This is a genomic window from Cellulomonas sp. (assembly GCF_036279715.1).
Taxonomy (GTDB): Bacteria; Actinomycetota; Actinomycetes; order Actinomycetales; family Cellulomonadaceae; genus Cellulomonas_A.
The window spans coordinates 1-4,465 of record NZ_DASUIR010000002.1 but is presented as its reverse complement, the minus strand read 5'-3'; the positions used below and the strand labels follow the sequence as shown (position 1 = coordinate 4,465).

Sequence of the window (4,465 nt, the reverse complement as noted above, 5' to 3'; positions counted from 1 at the left end):
CGGGATGCTCGACATGCCGTCCTCGAGCGTGCTCAACCTCGCCGTCCTCGCCCTCGCGTGGTTCGCACTGACGGCCCGTGGGCAGTCGGGTCGGCCGGGGTCGCCCGGCCAGGCGTGATGATGCCGTGCGTACGGAGAGCTCGGGATGCAGGTCGCGTCACCTGAGCTTGCGCTTGAGGATCTTCCCGGTCGCAGTCGTCGGCAGCGATTCGACGATCTCGACCATCCGGGGGTACTTGTATGAGGCCATCTGCTCCTTGCCCCAGGCGATCAGCTCGTCGGGGGTGACCGAGGCGCCCTTCTCGAGGATGACGTACGCCTTGACCTCCTCGCCGTTCCTCTCGTCCGGCACCCCGATCACCGCGGCCAGCGAGACCGCCGGGTGGGTGAGCAGGACCTCCTCGATCTCGCGGGGGTACACGTTGTAGCCGCCGCGGATGATCATGTCCTTCGACCGGTCGAGGATGTAGTACCAGCCGTCCTCGTCGCGCCGCGCGAGGTCGCCCGTCCGGAACCACCCGTCCTGGATGGCCTCCGCGGTCGCCTCGGGACGCTTGTAGTAGCCCTTCATGACGTTGTGGCCCTTGATCGCGATCTCCCCGACCGCGTCGGGCGAGTCCTTGATCTCCGACCAGCCGACCGGATCGATCAGCTTCATCTCCACGCCGGGGATCGGGACCCCGATGGAGCCGACCCGGGCCGGTTCCCCGTACTTGCTGAAGCTCGCGACCGGCGACGTCTCGGACAGGCCATACCCCTCGAGGATCGTGACGCCGAACCTCTTCTCGAAGTTCTTGTGCACCTCCACCGGCAGCGCGGCGCCGCCCGAGACGGCGACCCGGAGGTTCTTCGCGATCGAGGAGATGTCGACGCCCTCCTCCAGAGCATCGAGCAGGGCCCAGTACATCGTCGGCACGCCGGCAAAGAACGTGACACCCGCCTTCAGCATCAGGTCCAGCGCCGGGACAGCACCGAAGCGCGGCAGCATGACGACAGTGCCGCCGAAGGCGCAGGCGCTGTTCTGGATCATGGTCTGCCCGAAGGAGTGGAACAGCGGGAGCACGCACAGGTAGGTCTCCGGGGCGTCGACGTCAACATCGAACAGGGGCCCGCAGACCAGTGCGTTGTCGCGCATGTTGCGGTGCCGCAGCTCAGCGCCCTTGGGCTGCCCGGTCGTGCCGGACGTGTAGAGGATCACCGCGGTGTCGTCCTCGTCGGTGGCCACGGTCTCGAAGGTCGCGGGCTGTGAGGCCATGGCGGCCCCCAGCGTCTCGGTGCCGTCGATAGGCGACGCGGCGGCGGGGTCGGCGGTGATCACGAAGAAGTGCTCGCACGACTCGACCTGGCCGAACCCGACGTACCCCTCCGCCCCGATCGGCAGCTCAGGGGTGCCCTGGAAGCAGAAGTAGGCCTTCGCCTCCGAGTCGCCCAGGTGGTAGGCCACCTCGCGACCCCTCAGCAGCACATTGAGCGGCACCACTGTCGCCCCGGCCTTCAGGATCCCGAAGTAGACGATGGTGAAGTACGGGAGGTTCGGGCAGCTCAGCGCGACCTTGTCTCCTGGCGCGATCCCGCGAGCCACCAGGAGGTTCGCGACCTGGTTGGCGGCGCCGTCGAGCCGGGCGTAGGTCAGGCGCGTGTCCCCGAAGACGATCGCGTCGCGCTCGGGGAATCTGTCTGCGCTGCCCTCGAGCAGGGACGCCAGGTTGTACAACATGGGGCGACACCTCCATCACCGGGGCTGGTGTGCCCAACGTACCCACGCGGCATCAGGGCCGCGAGAGCGGCCCTTGTGGGAGCGCCGCGATCTGGTACGAGATGGCAGACCTCGACGAGGGGGCGGTCGTAGCGGGCCACTCGGTCGGCGGGACGATTCTGTTACAGGCGCTGACCGAGCGCCCACCAGAACGCAGGCTCGCGGCAGTCGTGCTGATCGCCGCCCCGCGGGTCTGAGGTGCCGGACGGGACCCGCAGGTAGTGGCACGGCCACCGGACGACGACGCATCACCGCATCGTCAGTCACGGAGAGCGTTCGCGGTCTCGCGGTCTCCACTGGGCCGACCGATCGTCCGCGCCGCCTCCGCACGGCGGGTCAGTGGCGGTGCGACACGCCCTGCTCGTGCAGGCGTTCGTGCACCTCGCGCGCGGCCTGGCGAGCCGCGACGCGTGCGGCGACGTCCTCGCGGCGCAGCGGCGGCACCGTCGACGGCGGGTTCCGGCGCTCGGGCAGGTCGGCGAGCGCCCGGGTGGTCGCGACTGCGACTGCGGCGACCGCGACGTCGAACGCCTCGCGAGTCACGTCGGTGACCTTGGTGATGCCCGTGACCTTGCGGACGTACTGCACCGCAGCGGCCTCGATCTCGTCAGCTGTGGCGGGCGGCTCGAGCCCGCGCAAGGTGGTGATGTTGCGGCACATGCCTCGACGCTACAAGTTGTCGTCGTCGAGCGTCCGCCCGACCCGTTCTACACTGCACACGCGGCAGGACCGTGCGAACGGCATGCCGTTGTACCGGCCAGCGGCGTGACTCGGGACGTCACGTGCGATCGGTGACCGGCCGGACGCTCAAGGTTCTCCGGCGATCGAGCAGGGCCATGACCGTGCCCCTGCGGTGGTTCACCGCGACGCCCGGCGGCGTGTCGCCAACGGCGGGAGCACGAGCCGGCGGGCGGCGCAGGCGGGCCGCTGCGCGGAGCGTGGCCCCGATCTCGGCGCCCTGGCCAGGGTTGCCTGCGACACGGGCCGCGGGGTCCGACGCCCGACCGGTCCCGGACGGACGCGGCACGGCGCGCTGCGCCGCAGTCGCGGTGCGGATGTGCGAGAAGGAGGAGATGTGGCTCGACCAGGCCAACACCGGTCCGGTGGCGCGCGCACTGAGGTCGGCGCTCAGCGGCGCCGCGCCCCGCGTCCCGCCGAGCAGGGGATCATCCCGGTGCTCGCCGAGGTCGCCCGCGAGGTCAACAGCGCTGTGCAGCGACCCCCGACGCGCCCGGCGGTGCGTACGAAGTTCCAGGTCGTGGCGCTGCTCGTACGAGAGGAGCGGGCCAGGGTGATGGCCGACGGCGGCTTGACCGAGTCGGTGCGCGCCAAGCAGCTCAAGCGGCTCGACGAGGTCGCGACACTTCTGGCCAGGACCGCTGCCCGGGACACCTCGCTGCTCGAGCTGCTCGCCGAGGACGCCCGGGTCTCCGACGCGGCGCGCGCCTTCAAGGTGACGGTGATGCGCGCCGGCGGGCTGGAGCCACCCGCGGAGCCCACGCGCGCCGCGCCGGCCGCGCCAGTTCCCGGTGCCGTGAGTCAGGTGGTGCCTCGGTCGGTCATCTCGCGCCAGCTCGCGAACCCGTTCCTGGCTCCGGACTTCGAGGCCGCGGCCGAGCGGGTCGCTACGCGGGCCCGCCGACTGGCCGGCTGGGAGCTGCTCGAGCCGCTCTTCCGGTCCTTCGAGGACGCCGCCCCCGGCGCACCCGCCTGCATGGCGCTGCCCGAGGCCCGCTCGGTGTTCACTCCCCCCGGCCGTGAGCTGATGCCGCACCAGGCGCAGGTCGTCGCGGCCACGGCCCGCGGCCATCGCACGTTCCTGCTCGCCGACGAGCCCGGGCTCGGCAAGACCGCCCAGGCGCTGCTCGCCGCCCAGGTGGCCAACGCCTACCCGCTGCTCGTCGTGGTGCCCAACGTGGTGAAGACGAACTGGGCGCACGAGGTCGGGCTGTGGACGCCGCACCGTCGGTCCACGGTGGTCCATGGCGACGGCGACCGGGTCGACGGGTTCGCGGACATCGTCATCGTGAACTACGAGCTCCTGGACCGGCACGTCGGCTGGCTCGGCGACCTCGGCTTCCGGGGCATGGTCGTCGACGAGGCGCACTTCATCAAGAACAAGAGCTCCCAGCGCTCCCGGCACGTCCTTGCGCTCTCCGAGCGGATCCGTGCCCGCACCGCCCGGCCGCTGCTGATGGCCCTCACCGGCACCCCGCTGATCAACGACATCGAGGACTTCCGGGCGATCTGGCAGTACCTGGGCTGGATCGACGACACCAAGCCGCTCGGCGCGTTGCAGGCCGCCCTCGAGGAGACCGGGCTCACCCCGGCCGACCCGGGGTTCTACGCCGCTGCCCGGGCCAGCGTGATCGACATGGGCATCGTGCGTCGCCGCAAGGTCGACGTGGTCGCCGACCTGCCCGCCCGCCGGGTGGCCGATCTGCCGGTCGAGCTCGACGACGCGGCCGGCCGCTCGATCCGCGCTGCCGAGGCCGCGCTCGCCCGCCGGCTGGTCGGTCGCTACCGGTCAGCGGTCCAGGCGCGCACCGGTGGCGTCGTCGTGGACGGGATCGACCACGATCTCGCTCGCCGGGTGGCTGCCGCGGAGCTCAAGGACTCGAGCTCGCAGACCGGTGGCGAGAACGTGTTCACGATGGTCCGCCGGATCGGCCAGGCCAAGGCCGGGCTGGCCGCGGACTACGCCGCGCA

At 71.2% G+C, this 4,465-nt stretch carries 3 protein-coding genes; 1 reads left to right on the top strand and 2 read right to left on the bottom strand.

Annotated elements, in window-relative coordinates; all coding sequences use genetic code 11:
• Positions 1-157 precede the first annotated feature (157 nt).
• Both VFW79_RS00170 and VFW79_RS00165 read right to left on the bottom strand, forming a co-directional pair.
• A complete protein-coding gene (locus VFW79_RS00170) occupies positions 158-1,717 on the bottom strand; it encodes a long-chain fatty acid--CoA ligase (RefSeq protein WP_329675306.1) in 1,560 nt (519 codons plus the stop codon).
• A 375-nt stretch (positions 1,718-2,092) separates the two neighbouring features.
• Positions 2,093-2,416: a DUF2277 domain-containing protein gene (locus VFW79_RS00165; protein WP_329675305.1), complete on the bottom strand. Its 324-nt coding sequence runs from the start codon at positions 2,414-2,416 to the stop codon at positions 2,093-2,095.
• A gap of 415 nt (positions 2,417-2,831) precedes the next feature.
• Between VFW79_RS00165 and VFW79_RS00160 the strand changes: the two genes are divergently transcribed.
• On the top strand, positions 2,832-4,465 hold a 1,634-nt coding region (locus VFW79_RS00160), incomplete at its 3' end, for an SNF2-related protein (protein WP_329675304.1).